Origin of the sequence: Nocardia sp. NPDC046763 (assembly GCF_040645495.1) — a bacterium.
Taxonomy (GTDB): domain Bacteria; phylum Actinomycetota; class Actinomycetes; order Mycobacteriales; family Mycobacteriaceae; genus Nocardia.
In genome coordinates this window covers 60,123-75,348 of the sequence record NZ_JBEYYI010000007.1, presented here as the reverse complement: position 1 = coordinate 75,348, position 15,226 = coordinate 60,123, and the positions used below count along the sequence as shown (strand labels likewise).

Annotated in this window: 17 protein-coding genes; 2 read left to right on the top strand and 15 right to left on the bottom strand. The window is 68.4% G+C overall.

What is annotated here, in order from left to right:
- Window positions 1-149: 149 nt before the first annotated feature.
- From ABZ909_RS13945 to ftsH, 13 genes are all read right to left on the bottom strand, one after another.
- On the bottom strand, window positions 150-572 hold the full coding sequence (locus ABZ909_RS13945; protein WP_356999236.1) for a rhodanese-like domain-containing protein: 423 nt from the start codon (window positions 570-572) through the stop codon (window positions 150-152).
- 5 nt (window positions 573-577) lie between these two features.
- Window positions 578-1,186 (bottom strand): cysteine dioxygenase family protein, encoded by a 609-nt coding sequence (locus tag ABZ909_RS13940; RefSeq protein WP_356998695.1) that lies wholly within the window; start codon window positions 1,184-1,186, stop codon window positions 578-580.
- 192 nt (window positions 1,187-1,378) lie between these two features.
- A complete protein-coding gene (locus ABZ909_RS13935) occupies window positions 1,379-2,194 on the bottom strand; it encodes a type III pantothenate kinase (protein ID WP_356998692.1) in 816 nt (271 codons plus the stop codon).
- A 10-nt stretch (window positions 2,195-2,204) separates the two neighbouring features.
- Entirely contained in the window at window positions 2,205-2,624 is a 420-nt protein-coding gene (panD, locus tag ABZ909_RS13930; protein WP_356998689.1) for an aspartate 1-decarboxylase, read from the bottom strand.
- Between the two features lie 13 nt (window positions 2,625-2,637).
- Window positions 2,638-3,564 carry a pantoate--beta-alanine ligase gene (gene panC / locus ABZ909_RS13925; protein ID WP_356998685.1) on the bottom strand — a complete coding sequence of 309 codons (927 nt, stop codon included), beginning with the start codon at window positions 3,562-3,564 and terminating at the stop codon, window positions 2,638-2,640.
- A 5-nt stretch (window positions 3,565-3,569) separates the two neighbouring features.
- Window positions 3,570-4,574: a DUF2520 domain-containing protein gene (locus tag ABZ909_RS13920; RefSeq protein ID WP_356998682.1), complete on the bottom strand. Its 1,005-nt coding sequence runs from the start codon at window positions 4,572-4,574 to the stop codon at window positions 3,570-3,572.
- A 123-nt stretch (window positions 4,575-4,697) separates the two neighbouring features.
- A complete protein-coding gene (locus tag ABZ909_RS13915) occupies window positions 4,698-5,750 on the bottom strand; it encodes a DUF6779 domain-containing protein (protein ID WP_356998679.1) in 1,053 nt (350 codons plus the stop codon).
- A gap of 69 nt (window positions 5,751-5,819) precedes the next feature.
- Entirely contained in the window at window positions 5,820-6,290 is a 471-nt protein-coding gene (locus tag ABZ909_RS13910) for a DUF3180 domain-containing protein (protein WP_356998676.1), read from the bottom strand.
- Window positions 6,291-6,306: 16 nt separating this feature from the next.
- On the bottom strand, window positions 6,307-6,840 hold the full coding sequence (gene folK / locus ABZ909_RS13905; protein ID WP_356998674.1) for a 2-amino-4-hydroxy-6-hydroxymethyldihydropteridine diphosphokinase: 534 nt from the start codon (window positions 6,838-6,840) through the stop codon (window positions 6,307-6,309).
- A gap of 4 nt (window positions 6,841-6,844) precedes the next feature.
- On the bottom strand, window positions 6,845-7,261 hold the full coding sequence (gene folB, locus ABZ909_RS13900) for a dihydroneopterin aldolase (RefSeq protein ID WP_356998671.1): 417 nt from the start codon (window positions 7,259-7,261) through the stop codon (window positions 6,845-6,847).
- On the bottom strand, window positions 7,258-8,187 hold the full coding sequence (gene folP / locus ABZ909_RS13895) for a dihydropteroate synthase (RefSeq protein ID WP_356999233.1): 930 nt from the start codon (window positions 8,185-8,187) through the stop codon (window positions 7,258-7,260). Before folP ends, folB begins: the two co-directional genes overlap by 4 nt.
- An 11-nt stretch (window positions 8,188-8,198) precedes the next feature.
- Complete coding sequence (gene folE / locus ABZ909_RS13890; RefSeq protein WP_356998669.1) at window positions 8,199-8,798, bottom strand: GTP cyclohydrolase I FolE; 600 nt, start codon at window positions 8,796-8,798, stop codon at window positions 8,199-8,201.
- Between the two features lie 177 nt (window positions 8,799-8,975).
- Entirely contained in the window at window positions 8,976-11,339 is a 2,364-nt protein-coding gene (gene ftsH / locus ABZ909_RS13885) for an ATP-dependent zinc metalloprotease FtsH (protein ID WP_356998666.1), read from the bottom strand.
- A gap of 368 nt (window positions 11,340-11,707) precedes the next feature.
- Between ftsH and ABZ909_RS13880 the strand changes: the two genes are divergently transcribed.
- Window positions 11,708-12,574: a hypothetical protein gene (locus tag ABZ909_RS13880; RefSeq protein WP_356998663.1), complete on the top strand. Its 867-nt coding sequence runs from the start codon at window positions 11,708-11,710 to the stop codon at window positions 12,572-12,574.
- A gap of 56 nt (window positions 12,575-12,630) precedes the next feature.
- Here the strand turns inward: ABZ909_RS13880 and ABZ909_RS13875 are convergent, their stop codons facing one another.
- On the bottom strand, window positions 12,631-13,455 hold the full coding sequence (locus tag ABZ909_RS13875; protein ID WP_356998660.1) for a DUF1266 domain-containing protein: 825 nt from the start codon (window positions 13,453-13,455) through the stop codon (window positions 12,631-12,633).
- Window positions 13,456-13,671: 216 nt separating this feature from the next.
- On the opposite strand from ABZ909_RS13875, the gene ABZ909_RS13870 reads away from it, so the two are divergent.
- Window positions 13,672-13,941: a DUF2277 family protein gene (locus ABZ909_RS13870; RefSeq protein WP_356998658.1), complete on the top strand. Its 270-nt coding sequence runs from the start codon at window positions 13,672-13,674 to the stop codon at window positions 13,939-13,941.
- 11 nt (window positions 13,942-13,952) lie between these two features.
- Here ABZ909_RS13870 and ABZ909_RS13865 read toward each other — a convergent pair whose 3' ends face one another.
- On the bottom strand, window positions 13,953-15,200 hold the full coding sequence (locus tag ABZ909_RS13865) for a helix-turn-helix domain-containing protein (RefSeq protein WP_356998656.1): 1,248 nt from the start codon (window positions 15,198-15,200) through the stop codon (window positions 13,953-13,955).
- Window positions 15,201-15,226: the final 26 nt, after the last annotated feature.

Here is a 15,226-nt window from a genome sequence, read left to right as displayed (position 1 = left end):
ACGTCATGCTCCACGGGGGCCGCCGCGGCACGCTTTTGCACAGCAGGAACGGGGTTGCTCGAAGGAGAAGAGGGAGTGGAGGTGCTCACGGGTCCCAAGACTATCCTGCGGCGGAATTCCTTTTTTCCGCCGCCTCCCCGCCGGTTCGGCTACAGCCAGGCGAGGGTCGCAACCTCGCGTTCGAAGTGCGGGGCACTGGCCGCGGCGGTCAGCAGGCCCGCCGCTTTCAAGGCCTGATATCCGCCCTCGAGGTCGGTGGCACGGCGCAGGCCCAGCTGTTGCAGCGAGGCGGCGGCCAGGCTCGAGGTGTATCCCTCCGAGCAGACGATGATCCATTCCATATCGTGATGCTCGGCCATCGCCAGACGCGCGGAACTCGACGGATCCAAACGCCATTCCAGGACATTTCGCTCGATCACCAGCGCGCCCGGCAGGGTGCCCTCGCGCATCCGCTGCGCCTGCGGGCGAATATCCACCAGGATCGCGCCCCGGGCGATGGCCTGCGGCAATTCGATCGGGAGCAGGCGGCGCAGCTGCCCGCGGGCCTGGGCGAGCATGCCGTCGATCGTCATGTGGGTCATTCGAGTTCGCCTTCGGGCTGGTCTGTAAGGACGGAACGGGTGCGCCGCAGGGTGCCGTGGCCGGTGACCTCGTAATAGGACATGGCCGTCAGCGGCGGGGAATAGGCGTGCACGCTCAGAGTCGGATTCAGCGGGCCGGTGATGCCGGCCTCCGCCTCGGGGGCACGCACCACGTCGTGCACCCAGCCGAGCGGGAAAGAGGCTTGATCACCCGCGGTGAGAGTGCGGCGGCGCAGATCCCGGCCGTTCCAGCGATATTCCGACAGCGCGCCGGAGAGCACGGTCAGCGCTCCCAGCGAGCCGGCGTGGTCGTGCAGTTCGGTGTATTTGCCCTCGACCCAGCTGATCAGCCAGATGTCCACCTCGTCATCGGCGACGAGCCTTGTGGCCCAGCGGTTTTCGGTGGGCCAGAGACCGTCGTCGGGCAGCAGGTGGTCGTAGCGGCCCTCCAGCACGTCCTGGGCGCCCTCATCGGTCAGGCGCAGCAGATCGGCCGGACGCAGCCGGGTCGGCAGGGCCGAGGCGGTGGCCCGCTCGGTGACCTCGGGCAGGAGCGGCGAGGCGGCACGGGTGTCGAGCGGGAGGGAAAGAACAGAGGAACGCATGAGCGAAACTCCAAGAAGTGTGTTTGTGGTCGGGGGCTATACGAAGCCTCGACGACCGTCGAGGCGAATCAGCCTCGACAACACTCCTGGATGCTCACGCGGAAATACACGTCGGCGAGTCTAACAGCGGTTCGCCGAGAACCACCAGGGCTCCCGGCGACGACTGCGTCACTTTTATTCCAGCCGGTCTGTTCAGGGTCGGGCGGTGCCGGGCTCGGGCCGGGCCCGACGCTGCTGATTGCGCTCGTAGACCAGGCGCAGGCCGTCCAGCGTCAGATGCGGCTCGTGATGCTCGATGGTCTCCGACTCCGGCACGATCAGCGGCGCGGTCGCGCCCGTGGCCACCACGGCCACATCGTCGCCGGAGAAGGCGTCGATATCGCGAATGCGATCGATCAGGCCGTCCACCAGGCCCGCGAAACCGAAAATGGCGCCCGACTGCAGGCACTCCATGCTGTTCTTGCCCACCACGGACCGCGGGCGGGTCAGCTCCGCGCGGCGCAGCGCACTGCGGGCGATCAGCGCCTCGGTGGAAATCTCCACACCGGGCGCGATACTGCCGCCGAGGAATTCCCCCTTGGCCGACACCAGATCCACACAGATGGCCGTCCCGAAATCCACCACGATGGCCGGCGAGTGGAAACGGTGATATGCCGCAAGACAATTCACGATGCGGTCCGCGCCGACCTCCTTGGGATTGTCGACCAGCAGCGGAATACCCGTGCGCACACCGGGTTCCACGAGCACGTGCGGGACATCAACCCAATAGCGGGACAGCATTTCGCGCAGCTCGCGCAGCACCGGCGGCACCGTGGACAGCGCCGCGACGCCCACCACCTGATCGGCGTCCGCGCCGATCAGACCGCGCACCTGCAGCGCGAATTCGTCCGCGGTCAGCAGCGGATTGGTGTGCATCCGCCAGTGCCGCACCAGCTTCGCGTGATCTCCGCTGCCGGAGAACAGGCCCAGCTCGATGCTGGTGTTGCGGACATCGATGGTCAGCAGCATGGCCCGCCGCTCAGGCCAGCGAGAGCGAACGCGGCGAGATCAGGTCGGACCCCTCCGGGGCGTGCGCCGGATCGGTGCCCCGCTCGACCGGGCGATTGCGCTCGTCGACGAAGACCACATGCGGGGCATAGTTCTTCAGCTCGGCCTCGTCCATCATGCCGTAGGCGATCAGGATGACCAGGTCGCCGGGATGTACGAGATGCGCTGCGGCGCCGTTGATTCCGATCACGCCGGAACCGCGCTCGCCGGCGATCACATAGGTCTCGAGGCGGGCCCCGTTGGTGATGTCGACAATGCTGACCTTCTCGCCCTCGAGCAGGTCGGCGGCATCGAGCAAGTCCTGGTCCACGGTCACCGAACCCACGTAGTGCAGATCGGCGTGAGTCACCGTGGCGCGGTGGATCTTCGACGTCATCATGGTGCGCAACATCGTCGTCGTCTTCCTAGAGAGCTGCCTGGGCAGGCTGATCGGGGGCAGTGGGGTGGCCATCGAGCGGCTTGCCGATGGAGACGGGCATGTTGTCGATCAGGCGGGTGGTGCCGACCCGCGCCGCGACCAGCAGCCGGGCATTGCCGGTCGGCCACTGCTCGGAGAAGTCCGCACCCCGCAGGGCCAGATAGTCGACCTGGATGTCCGGTGCGAGATCCAGCACGGACTGCGCGGTCTCCAGCACGGCCTCCGGACCCCGGCCCGCCGCGTGCCGGCCGGCCAGCAGCGCCGCCGACAGGGTCGTTGCCAGCTCGCGCTCCTCCGCGCTCAGGTAGCGGTTGCGGGAGGACTTGGCCAGACCGTCCGCCTCGCGGACGGTCGCCGCCGGCACGATCTTCACGTCCATGTTCAGGTCGACGACCATCTGGCGGATCAGCGCCAGCTGCTGGTAGTCCTTCTCGCCGAAGAACGCCTCGTGCGGCTGGCAGATATTGAAGAGCTTCGAGACCACGGTCAGCACACCGGAGAAGTGGCCCGGGCGGGTAGCGCCCTCCAGGATGTCGCCGTCGGGACCGGCCTGCACCGTGGTGCGGGTGCCGAACGGGTACATGTCCTGGGCGCTGGGCGCGAACACCAGCTCCACGCCCTCGCCGCGCAGCAGTTCCACATCCGCGTCCAGGGTGCGCGGGTACTTGTCGAGATCCTCGTTCGCGCCGAACTGCAGCGGGTTCACGAAGATCGACACGATGACGGTGGTATTGGTCAGCTTGGCCAGCCGCACCAGCTCCAGGTGGCCCTCGTGCAGCGCGCCCATGGTCGGTACCAGCGCGACCCGGCGGCCCACCGACCGCAGCGCCTTCACGACCTTGGTCATGACGGCCGGATCGTGCAGCACGGTCAGCTCGCCGCGCTTGTAGGTGCCAATCAGCTTGGGGTCCATGGGCGTCAGTGTCCTTTCTCCGGCCGGTCGGGGCCCTCCGTGGTTACGCTTCGCTGCCGCCTCCGCGCCTGACCGCCCGACCGGGGTCCTTCCAGCAGATCGATCAGGGCGGGATTGGTCCCGGCGCGCTCGGCCGAACGCAGCGACAGGGCGCGGTAGCCCGCGGCCAGCTGTGGATTCAGGGCTTGGAGAGCGTCCAGATGCGCGGCCACCGCGGCCACATCGCCGCGCGCCACCGGGCCGGTCAACGCGGCCGGACCGCGGCGCAGGGCATTGTCGAGGGCGGCCGAGGCCAGCGGCGCGAGCATGCGCTCGGCCAGGCCGTTCGGCTGATCGTCGACCGTCTGCTGACCCAGCAGACCCGGACCGGACAGCGCGGCGCGCAACGCCTCGACCGCATCCACGATCAAGGTCACCAGATGGTTGCTGCCGTGGGCGAGAGCCGCGTGATAGAGGGTGCGATTCTCCTCCGCGACCCGCACCGGCTCGCCGCCCATCTCGATCACCAGCGACTGCCCGATGGCATAGCCGATGTCGTCCGCGGCGGTCACGCCGAAGCAGGCATTGGCCAGGCGGGCCACATCCTCGTCGTGTCCCGTGAACGTCATGGCCGGATGAATCGCCAGCGGCAGCGTGCCCAGCGCGGTCAGCGGCGCCAGCACGCCGACCCCGTTCGCACCGGACGTGTGCACCACGATGGTGCCCGCGCGCACCGTGTTCGCAACCGCCAAACCCGCGACCAGACCCGGCAATTCACTGTCCGGCACCGCTAGAATCAGCAGCTCACTGCGGGCGGCCACCTCCTCGGCGGGCAGGATGCGGGAATCCGGCAGGCGCGTGGCGGCACGACGCACCGAGGCATCCGAAATCGCGGACACCCCGAATACGACATGACCGGCACGCTCCAGTGCCACACCCAGCGCGGATCCGACGCGTCCCGCCGAGACGATTCCCACCGTCAAGCGTGCAGGCGCAGGATCGGTCCCGCAGACATCCTTGTCCGAGGTCACTTTGTCCTCTCGAAAGTCGTTCCAGTCCCGCCTTGCGGGTACCGGACGTTACTCGTGCGAGGATATCGCCGCCGATTCGCCAGAGCTACCCACTGTGGGATAGGCAACTCTGGCGGGTGAGGGTCAGTTGCTGTTCTCGGACTTCAGGTTGGCCATGATTTCGGCGACCGAGAGGCGGTGGGTGCCTTCGGCGTCGGTGTCGTCTTCGGACCGGCGGCGACGGCGGGCGGTGGCGCGGCCGACCGGGGCCGCGGAGGCGGGGTCGGGGGTCAGGCGCGGGACGGGGACAGGGCCGTTGGTGGCGGCGCCATTGGCAGCGGCATGGGTACTGGTGGCAGTACCGCCATTGGCGGGCGCATTGCCGTTGGCGCCGGTATGGCCGTTGGCCGCGGGGACGTCGCCGGATTCGTTGGCGGCCTCCGGGTTCGGGGGCGGGACGGGCGAATCCGGTTCGGCGGCGGTACGTTCGGCCTCGTAGTCTTGACGCATGGCGTCGGTGATGATCGACGTCTCGGCGGTGACCGGGTCGTCGAAGGGGGTGGCGAAGGCCGGCGGTTCGGGATGCTCGGGATCGAACTTCGGGGCCATGCGGGCGCGGGGGTCGTCGTCGTCCTCGGCCTGGTCGGGGGACGACCACGGGTCCCAGGGATCCGCGTCCGCCCAGTTATCGTTCGCCGCCTCGGGGGCCGGGCGGGACTCGCTACTCGGAAGTTCTTGGACCCGAACGGCATCCGCGCGCAGGGCCGGGCGCTCGGAGGGCAGATCGCCATCGAACAGACGCTGCAGGCTCTCGCGCAGGACCGTGAGTTCGGCACGCAGCGCGGCCATCTCCGCGGCGTCGGCGCCGACCTCGTGGCGGACCCTGGTCTCGACGCCGAGCTCGTATTCGCGGCGGGCAGCAACCTCGCGCTCCAGCTGGAGTTGGTAGACCTTCTGGAGGTCACCCACTTTCGCCTTGTCGACGGCCGCTTCCCTGCGATAACGGGTGGCCGCGAGCGCGCCGATGGCGGCCGCCCAGAGGGCCGCGACCAGGCCCACCCGGATCAGGTGGAGGTTGTCACTGAAGACCAGGAAAACGCTGGCAACCAGTCCGAGGAGAAGCAGAAAGCCGGTGAAGAACTTTCCCGCATCCTCCCGGCGGCGACGGGAAGCACTGCTACGGGAGGGTGAAACCATGTCCGCCAGCGTAGCTTGATCTCGGGAGTGTGGTCCCCACCTTGACGATGATCAGTGCCAATCTGTTAGCTATGAAGTAGCCGCCTCATCAGGCGGCTCAATGGGAGCGCGGCAGCAATACTCCAGCCACAGGGCCGCGGCCACCAGGGCCACCCCGCCCAGCAGACCCACCACCGCGCCCGGCGTATCCGACGCCGCCGCACGCAGATCCGAGCGCTGCATGAGCAGCCACACCAGGAAACCCAGCCAGATCCCGCCCACCAGCGACCCCACCTGCGCCGACGCCTTCGCCAGCGCCACAGCCCGGGCCGCCGTGATCGCATGCAGCTGCCCCGGACCGGGACCTATCCCGTGATTGTCCTTACGCTGCCGAATCACGAAGGCCAGCACCGCCTCCAGCAGCGCCACCGGCAATAGCGAGGCGCCCGAGAACACCGATATCGGCGGGAAGCTCGAATACGCCATATTGGTGGCGACCCAGGCCACGATCGCCGCCAGCAGGACATTCGCACACAGATCGAGAATGCGGGTCGGCTTCACCGCGGCAGCTCCGTCGTCACGGCGTCCAGCCCAATGTCAGCTCGGTGCGGCGCACCCCGCTCACCTCGGCAGAATCCAAGGCGGACAACCACTCCCGCAGCGTGCGCAGCGCGCCGGTCGCCTCCAGCTCCGCGTCGGGATCGATCTCCAGCCACGGCACCAGCACGAACGCGCGATGGTGGGCCTGCGGATGCGGCAGCGTCAGCACCGGATCCAGGCTGCGCACCACCACCCGGCCGTCGCGGCGGCGCGACTCGGCCTGCACCACGTCCACATCGAGAGTGCGCGCGCCCCACCGGACTTCCCGGATCCGGCCCGCGGCCTGCTCCAGCTCCTGACCCAGGCGAAGCCAGTCCGAGGGCTCCATGGCCGGATCCTCGGCCACCAGCACGGCATTCAGATAGTCCTGCTGCGGCACCCCGCCCCACGGCGGGGTCGAGTACACCGACGAGACCGCCACCACGCGCGGGCCCAGCGCCTCCACGACACTGCGCAGATGCGCCAGCCGGTCACCGAGATTGGATCCGATCGACAGGACAACGCGGGTCACCGCTCTACTCCTCCGGTTCGCGACGACGGGACGTAACTACACGGACGTCTTCGAAGGTATGCGGAATCGGCGCGAAAGGCTTGTGCAGCACCACTTCCACGGCCTGGATACGCGGATCGGCCATCACCTCGTCGGCGATGCTCGAGACCACCGTCTCGATCAGATCCTTCGGCTCCCCGGCCACGATCTGCACCACCTGCTCGGCCAGCTCGCCATAGTGCACGGTATCGGTGATGTCGTCCGACTTCGCGGCGGCGGTGAAATCCGTCCACAGCGTCAGATCCACGACGAACTCCTGGCCGTCGCGTTTCTCGAAGTCGAAGACACCGTGATGGCCGAACACGCGCAACCCGCGCAATTCGATACGGTCACCGGGCAATTCGATCCGGTCGCCCGGCGATCCGGCGCGATCGATGCTCACAGCCGCTCCCCTGTCTCCCGTTCCCGCACATACCGATCCCGCAGGCGCCGGGCCGCATTGGTGGTCGCGTCGACCACCGCGATGGCGTCCAGCGACGATCGGACATCGTGCACCCGCACACCCCAGGCACCGTGCTCGGCGGCCAGGGCGGAAATCGTGGCCGTGGCGACCTCGCGGCCGTCCGGCGAGCGCGGGCCCTCGGCATCGGCCAGCAGGCCGCCCAGAAAACGCTTGCGGGAGGCCCCGATCAGGATCGGCAGGCCCGCGTCCATCATCTCGGTCATGCGATAGAACAGGCCGCCCAGCAACTCCCAGTTGTGGTCGGCGTTCTTGGCGAAGCCCAGGCCCGGGTCCAGCACCAGCTGCCCGAAGTCGACACCGCCGGCGAGGGCGAACTCGACCTGCGCGTTCAGCTCCTCCCAGACCTTGGACACCACATCGTCGTACTGCTCGGCGGGACCGGCGTGGCGGTAGTCCGCCTCGGCCCGCCAGTGCATGAGGATCCACGGGATCTTGGTCGCCGCAACGACTTTCACCATGTTCGAGTCGGCACGGCCGCCCGAGACGTCATTGACCATGGACACACCCGCCGCGATGGCGGCCTCGGCCACGCTCGCCCGCATGGTGTCCACGCTTGTCGGCACCCCGGCCGCGGCCAGCTGCCGGATCACCGGAACCACCCGCGCCGCTTCGGTTTCCGGGTCGATACGAACCGCGCCGGGCCGGGTGGACTCACCTCCCACATCGATGATGTCCGCGCCCATCTCGTACAGGTCGAGACCGTGCGCCACCGCCAGACCCGGATCCAGGTAGCGGCCGCCATCGGAGAACGAGTCGCTGGTGACGTTCACGACGCCCATCACCACGCATGAGCGGCCCCCACGAGGAACAACCAGGTTGGCCCCCCGTGTACCGCTCTCGGCCATGGTCGGTGCGCTCACTTTCGCAGAATGAGATCCAGGGCCTCCGCGCGAGAGGCGGCATTGGTCTGCAGCATGCCGCGCACCGCCGAGGTGGTGGTGGAGGCGCCCGGTTTACGGATACCGCGCATCGCCATGCACAGATGCTCGGCCTCGATCACCACGATGGCGCCGCGCGGATCCAGCTTCTCCATCACCGCGTCGGCGATCTGGCTGGTCAGCCGCTCCTGCACCTGCGGGCGCTTGGCGTACAGATCGACCAGGCGAGCCAACTTGGACAGTCCGGTCACCCGGCCGTGCGGGCCCGGAATGTAGCCGACGTGCGCGACACCGTGGAACGCCACCAGGTGGTGCTCACAAGTCGAGTACATGGGGATGTCGCGAACCAGCACCAGCTCCTGGTGCCCCTCCTCGAAGGTGGTGTTGAGCACCTCGGACGGATCGGTGAACAGTCCGGCGAACATCTCCCGATAGGCCCGCGCCACCCGGGCCGGGGTGTCGGCGAGCCCGGGACGATCCGGATCCTCGCCGACCGCGATCAGCAGTTCCCGCACGGCAGCCTCCGCACGGTCCTGATCGAACGGTCGACCGGTGTCGAGCGCGATCAGGCCGGACACGACACGATTGTTGGTGGCCGACAATCGACACCTCCTGTGTTGACTTGCCGCACATGCACACGCGGCCTGGACGCGGTCGCCGAACCACTCGGGCGGATCCGGCCGCGGGGCGTTCCCCCAGCGTCCGAACCCCGCCCGAGGCGGGCCGCGAACCCATTGAGCCTATCGGGACCGCGGTCAGCGACGACCGTTCGGTCCGTCCCAACCGTTCTTCTCGTCCTCGTCATTCCCGGACGCCGGCTGCGCGGCCGGATGCTCCGGCTGCGAGTAGCCCGGCTGATACTGGCCGCCCGGCTGATACCGCTGGTTGCCCGCGGGTGCCCAGCCGCCGTACGTGCCGCGCGGCTGCGGCGCCGGAGCCTCGTCCTCCTGCGGCGGCCAGCCCGGCGCCGACCAACCGGCCGGAGCGCCGTAGTCCGGACGCGAACCGTGCGTCGGCGCACCGTGCCGCGGATAAGCCGGAGCCTGCGGCAGCGGATAGCCCTGCGGCGCGGGCGCCGGATAGCCGCCGTACTGCGGCTGCGCGGTGCCGTAGACCGGTTCCGGATAGCCGTTGGCGGGCTGCACCACCGGATGCGACGGCCGCGAGTTCTCCTCCGGCCACGGCTCACCGCGCTCGGCAGCCAGCTCGCGCGGGGTCTTCACCGGCGGGCGATCGGACGGGGTGCGGTCACCGAAATCGTTGAAAGCCGTGATGCGCGGCCGCTTTTCGACCGTCGTCAGCACTTCCTCGAGATCCTTGCGGTGCAGGGTCTCGCGTTCCAGCAGCGCGGTGGCCAGGGAGTCCAGCTCGTCGCGGTACTCGTTGAGCACCGCCCACGCCTCGGTGTGCGCGGCCTCGATGAGGTTGCGCACCTCCTCGTCGATCTCGCGGGCCACCTCGTGCGAGTAGCTCGAGGCCATGCCCATGGACCGGCCCAGGAACGGGTCGCCCTGCTCCTCGCCGTAGCGGACCGCGCCCAGGCGGGCGCTCATGCCGTACTCGGTGACCATGGCGCGCGCGATCTTGGTGGCCTGGTCGATATCGGACGAGGCGCCCGTGGTCGGCTCGTGGAACACCAGCTCCTCGGCCGCGCGACCACCCATGGCCATGACCAGGCGGGCGATCATCTCCGAGCGGGTCATCAGGCCCTTGTCGTCCTCGGGCACCGTCATGGCGTGACCGCCGGTGCGGCCGCGAGCCAGGATGGTGACCTTGTAGACGGGCTCGATATCGGGCATCGCCCAGGCGGCCAGGGTGTGACCGGCCTCGTGGTAGGCGGTGATCTTCTTCTCGTGCTCGCTGATCACCCGCGACTTGCGGCGGGGACCGCCGATGACACGGTCGACCGACTCCTCCAGGGCCGCACCGGTGATCACGTTGCCGTGCTCACGCGCGGTGAGCAGCGCGGCCTCGTTGATCACATTGGCCAGATCCGCACCCGACATACCGACGGTCCGCTTGGCCAGACCCTCCAGGTCGGCGTCGGTCGCGATCGGCTTGCCCTTGGAGTGCACCTGCAGAATCGCACGACGGCCGTTCAGGTCCGGGTTGCCGACCGGGATCTGCCGGTCGAAACGGCCCGGGCGCAGCAGCGCCGGATCCAGGATGTCGGGCCGGTTGGTGGCCGCCATGATGATGACGCCGGTGCGCTCACCGAAGCCGTCCATCTCCACCAGCAGCTGGTTCAGGGTCTGCTCGCGCTCGTCGTGGCCACCGCCCAGGCCGGCGCCACGCTGGCGGCCGACCGCGTCGATCTCGTCCACGAAGATGATGCAGGGGCTGTTCTGTTTGGCCTGATCGAACAGGTCGCGCACCCGGGAGGCGCCGACACCGACGAACATCTCGACGAAGTCCGAACCCGAGATGGTGAAGAACGGCACCCCGGCCTCACCGGCAACGGCCTTGGCCAGCAACGTTTTACCGGTACCCGGCGGGCCGTAGAGCAGCACGCCCTTCGGGATCTTCGCGCCCAGCGCCTGATACCGCGCCGGGCTCTGCAGGAAGTCCTTGATCTCGTAGAGCTCTTCGATGGCCTCGTCGGCGCCCGCCACATCCTGGAACGTGGTCTTGGGCATGTCCTTCGACAGCAGCTTGGCCTTCGACTTGCCGAAGCCCATCATGCCGCCGCGGCCGCCGCCCTGCATGCGCGCCATCACGAAGATGAACAGGCCCAGCAGAATCACCATGGGCAGCATGAACAGCAGAATCTGGCTCAGCCAGGAATCCTGCTTGACGGTGGTGTTGACCTTGGCGCCCGAATCCTGCGCGGCCTTGAAGACCTGCGCGGACACCTCGCCGCCGCCCGGATACTTGGCGATGAGCTTGGTCTCGCCCTTGGTGGCATCATTGCCGTTCTTCAGCGTGATGCGCAGTTGCTGTTCTTTGTCGTCGATCTGGACCGAATCGACATTCGACTTGTCCTGGAGCTGGGAAAGCGCCACCGAGGTATCGACGCTATGCCAGCCGCGCGTGTCGTTGCTGAAATAGCTGACCAACCAGATCACGAGCAGGAAGCCCGCGACTATGGCCAGGTTGCGGAACACAGTCTTGCGGTTCATAGAGCGTCGGCCGGCGGCCAGTCCTTTCCGGGGGGTGTATCCGGTTTGCCTGCGATGCTTGCGTGGCACGCCCGTTCCGGCGAACGGATGCGGACATGCCACGTTACCGCGTACGGTCTAGTCGTTACATCGCGTAGTTCGGCAGCTAGTGCAGTTCAACAGGTAAACGGCTGGAGAACGCGGGTGGTTCCCCGACCATCTGCGGCAACACACTGGGTCGATCACCCCCTGGTGTCGGACCGAGTGGTCACAATCATGGCATGGTCGTCTCATCGTGAGTGACGACACAACAGAGCGCAGGGGGTATGGACATAGTCGAGCTACGGACACCCACAGCGATTGTGCGTCATGGCAACGGGCGTTTGACGGTGCTGCGACCCGGAACCGACGGCGAGCGCGTGCTCGACGTGCCGGTAAGCGACCTGCTCAAGGTGCGTTTGAACCGGCGCGCCGATGACGCCGTCGTCATCGAAATATATTTGCGCTACCCGACCCCCGTCCTGACCGGCGTCCCCGCCGACCGGACCCCGCTGCCGGTGCTCATCGCCGAGCACGATGTGCCCGCCGCCACCGTCATCGTCGAGCGCATCAACAATCAGATCCTGGCCACCCAGCGACTGGACGTGGCCGCCCCCGACCTCACCCCGCCCGCACCCTCCTGGGGACGCAGCGGGCCGGCCCGCGCGGACGTGGATCGTGCGGTGCGCCGGATGGCGCCCAAGCGCGACGCCAAGCCGGCCGTCGCCGCGCTGCAGCGCTATGTCACCCCCGGTGAATACGTACTGGAGACCGCCCTCGTCACCGCGCAGGCGCCAGCGCCCCGGGCCACCGGATTGCTCGCGATCACCACCACCCGGATGATCTTCGTCTCGCTGAGCTCGGGCAAGCGTTTCGCCCATGAGCTACCGGTGGCGACCCTGCTGTGGGCACGCACGACCGACGACGCCGAGGGACCGGGCGTCGCGCCCGCCGAGTACGGCGTCGAGGTCAGCGACGGCAATCTGACCTGGCATTTCACCGGCACCGACCGGGCCGACACCGATCGGGTAACGGGCGCTTTGAATTTCGCCATCCAGCGCGAGGTGGCCGACGGCGCCGCCGGGCCCGCGGATCCCGGTGTGGCGAAGCTGTACTCCGAATGGGAATTGCTGGTCGAGCGGCATTCGCTCGGCATGGTCGACGACGCGCAGTTCCAGCGGTACGGACGCGGAATTCTCCGGTCCCTGCCCGATTGAGCACCGGGCAGATCGAGTGAAAAGGTTTGGGGGTCGAGCCCCCAAACCCGACCGGCTCATTCGTCCGGCTGCAGAGCGATGCGCCGCCACGGGCTGGTGGGACGCATCCACAGCCGCAGCAATTCCATCCGCCGGTCCACGCCACCGGATTTCAGTTCCGCGAGGTCCTCGCACGCCTGCCAGTAGGTCCACCCGGCCAGGTAGGCGTCGCCGAATTGCCGCCAGTTCCGGTATTTCCGCTGAGCCGGGGGCAGCGCGCGCATGAGGTAATCCCAGGCGACATCGGCGTCGAGGTAGCCCGCGGTGTAGGCCATGCGGGCGACGGCGACGACGCGGGCCAGATCCCAGGCCTGGATATCGGTGGGCAGCGGGCGGACCAGATGGTCGGTGAGCCCGAGTTTGATGGCCTGCGACCAGATGTCGTAATCGCGGACCAGCGCCTCCGGATTCTCCATGCCGCGGAATGAGCCGACCTGCCGCAGGAACGCGCGGTGCCGGTCGGCGCGCTCGCCGAAGCGATCCCGTTCAGGGGAGTTGATTGCCGCCATGACAAGTGGATGCACGAGCGCGTAGAGCGGGCCGTGCATGCCGTCCAGCAGTTGTTCCATCGAGGCCATGGCCTCGGTGCCGTCGGTGATGCCCCAGGCGCCGGTGAGGGTATCGATGGCAAGTTCGCGGCGATCACCGAGGGGATGGTCGCGTTCGGGGCCGAGCAGCAGGGCGTCGTGGAAGGCGTCCCAGCGGGAGGAGTAGAAGCCGCCGAGCGCGAGGGCGCGCAGTTCGTCGTCGGAGACCTGCGCACCGGACCAGTGATCGTCCTCGCGCTGGTCGAGCTCCGGGTATGGAAAAGTCGTCAGCGTGGGCACGTCGCGGGCAGACATACCCCGATTGTTCCCCATCGATCTTGGAGTGGCCCACTATTCGCCGATCACGTGTGCCACACCGGCCGCGTCGGGCGCGAATAATCGGCAAACCATTCGGTTCGGAATTCCGGCGGCCACTGTGCGACATTCCCGCCGGCGCCACGCGACGCACTCGCGCAATTGTCTGAATTTTGCCCTGTCACAGCGGGTAATCGAGCGCTAACCTCTGGGGGCATGAGTGGGAACATCACCCTCCTCCGCGGGCTGAGTCCGGCCGCCACGGAGCAGGAAATCTACGCCGCCGCACAGGAATACGTGCGCAAAGTCGGCGGGGTGTCGGGATTGACGACGGCCACCAAGGCCGCGGTGGACAAGGCAGTGGCCGCCATTGCCGCGGCCACCACACAATTGCTGGCGGAATTACCGGAGCGCCGGGCCTCCGAAGGCGAGCCGCCCACCCGGCGACGCGCCGCCCGGGACACCGTCGCGGAGGAAGCGAGCTGACGCTCGCGAACTCATACGCCGTAGACCGCCACGCAGTCGAGCGCGACCTCCAGTCGCGTACCACGCTGGTCGAGAGAGTGACCGAGTAGTTCTTCTATGCGCTGAATCCGGTATCGCACCGTGTTCTTGTGCACGCCGAGCAGTTTCGCGGCCGCGTCCGGGCTGCGGCGGGCCCGCAGGTAGGCATGCAAGGTTTCCCGCAGTCGCGCCGACTGCGCGTCGGGTGCGACGAGTGCGCCCAGCTCCCGGTCGATCAGCGACCGCATGGCGGTCTCGTCGGATCCCGCCAGGTAGGCGACCTCCACCTCCGAGTAGTGCACTGCCCGCGACATGCCTGGGCGGGCGCGCTCGGCGACCTGCCGGGCGGCGACCGCCTCGCGGTGGCCGGCCCGGAAGCCGGCGGCGTGCGCGGCGGGCACACCGATCGCCACCCGCACGGGCGGGTCCACCGACCACACCGGATCGCCGGGCTCGGGCAGCGCGTCGTCGACGCCGATCCACGCCCACAGCGCGGTCGCACCCGAGGGCACGGTCAGCAGGCTGCCGTTGCCGAGCGCGCCCGCGTAGCGGGCCACGATCCGGTCGAGCCGGCCGACGGCCTCGCCGGCGCCGTCCGGCGGCAGCGGCGCGGCATCCTCGTCCGTCCACAGCACCAGCGCCAGATGCCGCTGCGACAGCCGGTATCCGAGCCTGCCCGAAGCGGTTTCGATGTCCACCTCGGCGCCGTCCAGCAGAGCGCGCACGATCTCGGCACGCTGGGTGAGCGCGGCGCGCAAACCCCGTTCCCGCTCGGCCATGTAGGTGTCGGTGAGGGCCTCGACCGAGGTGCTGACCCAGCGCGTGGTGCGGTCGAAAAGCCGTAGCAGCACCGATCTTTCGATGTCCTGCGGCAGCTGCCGCTGTTCGAGCACCTCGGTCATGTAGTCGATGACCGCCTCCTGGCCGAGGTGGTAGACGCGCAGCAGCAGCCGCACGTCGTAGCCGCGGCGGGCGACGGTGCGGGCGAAGGCGTGCGCCTCCTGCGGGACCGGGTATTCGAACAGGTCCTGGGTGAGGCCGCTGAGTACGGCGACCGCGTGGGCTCGGCTGCTGGCGGCCAGGTCGCGGCGCATATCGCGGTCCCGCATCTCCGGGATGCGGGCGATGATGGCGTCGTCGAGCCGGGTGACGACCTGTTCCAGGGTGTCGGCCGGGAGGGTTTCCGCGACGAAATCGGCGATCCAGAGCCGGATCTCCGCCGGGTTCGCGGGCGTCGCCACGGGTACTCCTCCGAGGTTGTACTCAG